6 protein-coding genes are annotated in these 4201 nt (G+C 45.0%); 5 read left to right on the forward strand and 1 reads right to left on the reverse strand.

Annotated features, from left to right (window positions below; translation table 11 throughout):
* Positions 1-256: 256 nt before the first annotated feature.
* The 5 genes from F6K52_RS33050 to F6K52_RS33070 all read left to right on the forward strand — a co-directional run bounded on the left by F6K52_RS33050 (position 257) and on the right by F6K52_RS33070 (position 3758).
* Positions 257-499, forward strand: a complete 243-nt coding sequence (locus tag F6K52_RS33050; protein ID WP_070391881.1) for a hypothetical protein — start codon at positions 257-259, stop codon at positions 497-499.
* Between the two features lie 8 nt (positions 500-507).
* Positions 508-636 (forward strand): hypothetical protein, encoded by a 129-nt coding sequence (locus F6K52_RS33055; protein ID WP_293088848.1) that lies wholly within the window; start codon positions 508-510, stop codon positions 634-636.
* Positions 637-704: 68 nt separating this feature from the next.
* Positions 705-1538: a cyclase family protein gene (locus F6K52_RS33060; RefSeq protein ID WP_293088850.1), complete on the forward strand. Its 834-nt coding sequence runs from the start codon at positions 705-707 to the stop codon at positions 1536-1538.
* 200 nt (positions 1539-1738) lie between these two features.
* Complete coding sequence (locus tag F6K52_RS33065) at positions 1739-2131, forward strand: hypothetical protein (RefSeq protein ID WP_293088852.1); 393 nt, start codon at positions 1739-1741, stop codon at positions 2129-2131.
* A gap of 229 nt (positions 2132-2360) precedes the next feature.
* Complete coding sequence (locus F6K52_RS33070) at positions 2361-3758, forward strand: zinc ribbon domain-containing protein (protein ID WP_293088856.1); 1398 nt, start codon at positions 2361-2363, stop codon at positions 3756-3758.
* 143 nt (positions 3759-3901) lie between these two features.
* On the opposite strand, the gene F6K52_RS33075 is transcribed toward F6K52_RS33070, so the two are convergent.
* Positions 3902-4201 (reverse strand): hydantoinase B/oxoprolinase family protein (locus F6K52_RS33075; protein ID WP_293088854.1); only part of this gene is annotated, 300 nt, incomplete at its 5' end.

Consider the following 4201-nt stretch of genomic DNA (forward strand, 5'->3'; position numbering starts at 1 on the left):
GACTTTGATATCTTCGAGTAATCGTTCTTCATATTCATTAATGGCTAACGCAGTAGTTGTATGTCTGGAAAAGACTAAAGCATGACCGTTTTAACCCCAGTGACCTCTAGTAATTTGGTGATGTAATCGGTGATATTGTAGATAGCAATAGGTTCGTGGGTTTTAAGTTTGATTATTTCACTCTTGACCAGCATGACTGCACAACAATAAACTAATAACGTTTACAATTAAACTAAATTACCAGAAATTTTTGAAGATGAAAGAGCAATTGCTCCGTTGGCTTAACCAAATTTTAATGCTCGATGTTTTTCTAGTCTTATTGAGCTTTCTTTGGTTTGCGATCGCATTGGTTGGTCGTTCGGTTGGTATTCCCTTGGGACTGGAACTATGGTACAGCCTTTGGGAACCAGTATTTACTCCCGCCATTGGCGTGCTGATGGCTGGGGCAATTGTGAGTGGGTTAATTAACCAGATTTCTAAGCGTTTGACGTCGAATTGAGTAGATAAGTGCGTAAGTGTCTTATAGCACTAAGCATTAAGGTGTTTGACATTGATAAAAGCTCAAAAGCTAATGCAGGTCAACTTTTGCCTCTTGCCTCTTGCCTCTTGCCTCTTGCCTTGTGCGTAGCGCTATAATCCTTGATCCTTGATGGTTTATCCTGAATCCTTGATACTTTATTTCAGACTTTTTCTAGGAAAGAGCCATGTTGCGTAAAGCTTTGTTGGTCTTAACCATGATTGTCATAGTCGGTTTGGCAAACCCGAGCACTGCCCAAACCGCTGACTACCCAAGCCTTTGGGATACATTAGCACAACTAAAGTCCCATGAGTTTGTGGATTTAACCCATACCTTTCATCCCCAGATTCCCCACTGGCCAGGCTTTGATCCTGAAAAACGCACCACAATCTACCACTACGATGAGATGGTTGGCACCAAGGGCTCTGGATTTTTGGTACAGCGCTATAATCTTCCTGGTCAGTGGGGTACCCACGTTGATCCGCCAGCTCATTTCGTCAGGGGTAAACGGTTTCAGGATGAAATCCCGGTTACTGAAATGGTGCTACCCCTGGTGGTAATCGATGTCAGCGACAAGGTGACTCAGAACCCCGACTATCAAATTACCCTGGAAGATGTACGAGCTTGGGAACAGAAATACGGTTTGGTGCCAGAAGGGGCATTTGTAGCAATGCGTACGGATTGGTCTAAGGCTTGGCCTAGTATGACCAAAATGCGTAATGCTGACGCTAATGGTATTGCCCATTATCCTGGCTGGAGTGCTGAAGTACTGAAATATCTCTACGAAGAACGCTACATTACTGCTTCCGGTCATGAACCAACTGATACTGACCCTGGAATTGCCACTAGCCAAGAGGACTATTCCCTAGAAAATTATATTCTCAGCCAAGACAAGTATCAGATCGAGTTGCTAACTAACTTGGATCAGGTGCCGGAGTATGGTGCGATCGCAATCGTAACTTTTCCTAAACCCCTGAAAGGTTCTGGTTTTCCAGCAAGGGTCTTCGCAATTATTCCGTAGTAAGGCAAGAGGCAAGAGGCAAGAGGCAAGAAATTATTAGGAATTTTTGGTGGCGATGCAGCGCGGTCTTGAGGAACCTTTGGCAGATTCACTGTCTTGATTGAGCGCGTTCAAATAATTCTAATGGAAGAGGTTATCTGCCGAGAGACAGATCTAACCTAAGAGCAGTAGCTCGATTGCTCAATTTAGAGGACACAAAGATGAAAGGAATTTTCGGTGCTCTACTACCAGGACTGATCACAACCGGTTTTGTAGGCGCAACACTACTACCCGCTGCACCGGCAGCTGCTGGTGATTTATTAAGAGATATCGGTATTGGTGCTGCTGCTGGTGCGGTAGTTGGAGAATTAACTGACAACGGCTCATTGATTGGTAATAGTGCCAATGGCGCTGCCGCTGGTGCTGCTGTCAATGCTACTAAGCGCAATAGAACTAGAGCTCGCCGTAACAGTGCTGGGAGTCTAGCTCAAGATGCAGGGTTTGGCGCTGCTGCTAGTGTTGTCACTGGCGTGATCATTGATAATGGCTCCGTGGTAGATAATGCGGTTAAAGGTGCTGCTACTGGTCTAACCATTAACCTCCTCGACCGTTAAGACTTTTAACCCAAAGGAAAAACCAATGGGATGGGCTCTGCCCATCCCATTCGCCTCGCAACCAAACCCCTAAAAATAGGGATGATACGGTATTTAACCTTACAAATCAGACAAAAACGCTCACTAGCGCTATGGTATAATTGGAATAGGACACAGAGTGAAAGCGACCATACCAAAAAAAGTAGGAGCAACCAAGAAAATATCGACTCAAATCGTCCCTGTAGTGGGGATGGCAAAGTCGGTTGAGATTGAGTTACTGTCTACCATGAAAAAACTTGGTGTGGTTCGCTCTGAGTCTTACAACAAACTTGGAAGCATTAACCATTGGGGACTTGACTGGAAAAAAGCATACCCAGAAGTCAGGAGTTTTAGAAGTCCCGAATCCCTGGGATTGCCTTCCAAATTGATGGAATGGACGGTCAGTGATGTAGCCAAGGCCATTACAGCGAGCCAAGCTGCTTGCACTGAAGCGGTAATTAAAAAGGTTTACAAAAGGTTCCCTGGAAAGGATGACCAAAAGAAGCGGAAAGAGCTTTGCAAACAACTTAAGACCGTAGCTTTTCTGGATAACTCCCTCTTACACAGATTTGTCAGAAAGGAATTTCAGCGGGGACATTCTTGGGTCAAAAATCAGATAGTCTATCAACAAGGAGGGTACAAATGCCAAAGAATTTCCCGTAACACTTATCAGTTAGAACTAGCTGGATTAAAGAGAGGGAAGAGAAATAGGATCGTTGTTAGATCTAACCGAAAAATAAAAGGACAAATAAGGTTAATCCACAACCAACTCCTGCAAAGATTTGAAATTCACTTTTTGGTAGACTATGGAACAGTCGGGATTCCAACTGAACGTCGGAGTGTCGGAGTAGACAAGGGTTACACTGAGGCTTTCTATGACTCAGAGGGTCAGGCTTACGGGGAGGAACTAGGAAAAGTAGCCACCAAAAAGTCTGAGCGCATATGTGCAAAGAACCGGAACAGGGGTAAGCTTTGGGCACTTCATAGAAAACTAGAAAAAATAGACCCGGCCAAGTCGGCTCGAATACTCGAAAATAATCTGACCAGAAAAACCGAAAATCGCCGTTACAGAAAAAATCAATCAGAACTGACGGCGATAATAGGAGCAGCCTCTAAGTCTCTTTTTAATGGGGAATCTTTAAAGGTATTTGCGGAAGATTTAACACAACCGATCCGAAATAAGCGCCAGTCTAAGGCCGTGTCCCGCAAACTCAATAGTTGGATGAAAGGAGTTATGCGAGATTCTTTGCAGAAATGGGCTGATTGGACTGGCTCGGTTGTCACAGAAGTTCAGCCTAGTTACACGTCGCAAATTGACTCCAGAAATGGAACCCTGTTGGGGAAAAGGACTGGGGACAATTTTACCGGGTTTGATGGGGTCGTGTTACAGGCTGATTGCAATGCTGCGAAGAACATCCTTGCTCGCGGTACGGACTTCGAAATAACTCGGTATATGAACAAGACCGAGGTTCAGGCAGTATTGTTGCGTCGTACCGCGCGTTTTTTGAAAGGGATGGGACTTAGTCTGCTTGATGCAGTCGAGCTTGGATGGCTTGACTCTAAGCATACCTTGACTAAGGCTTTCAAGGAACTCCTCAACGGGATTTGAGGAACGCCTAGACAAGATGGGTGGAAGACTTAACTCCAATTGTCTATGACCACTCCTCACTCAGGCAACAATAAATTGCACCTTGACCGTTTAATACGGGTTTGTCACGATTAATACCGGTTTAAGAGTATCCCCCCTACCGATTAGGATTCACTATTACCACTATCCAAACCATATCCCCCACCTCCAGGGGTCTCAATCACAAACACATCACCTGTATTCATTTCCACTACCCCAGTACTACCCAACTCCTCAAGCGTTCCATCCTTCCGTTCCACATAATTTTTTCCCAAAGCACCGGCTTCACCACCATTTATGCCAAAAGGCTTCACCACTCGACGTCCAGATAGAATGCCTGCAGTCATAGGTTCTAGGAAACGAATCTGGCGAATCACGCCATTACCCCCACAATGAACGCCCTTACCCCCACTATCGGGGCGAAT

It is taken from the genome of Moorena sp. SIO3H5, from assembly GCF_010692395.1.
Taxonomy (GTDB): domain Bacteria; phylum Cyanobacteriota; class Cyanobacteriia; order Cyanobacteriales; family Coleofasciculaceae; genus Moorena.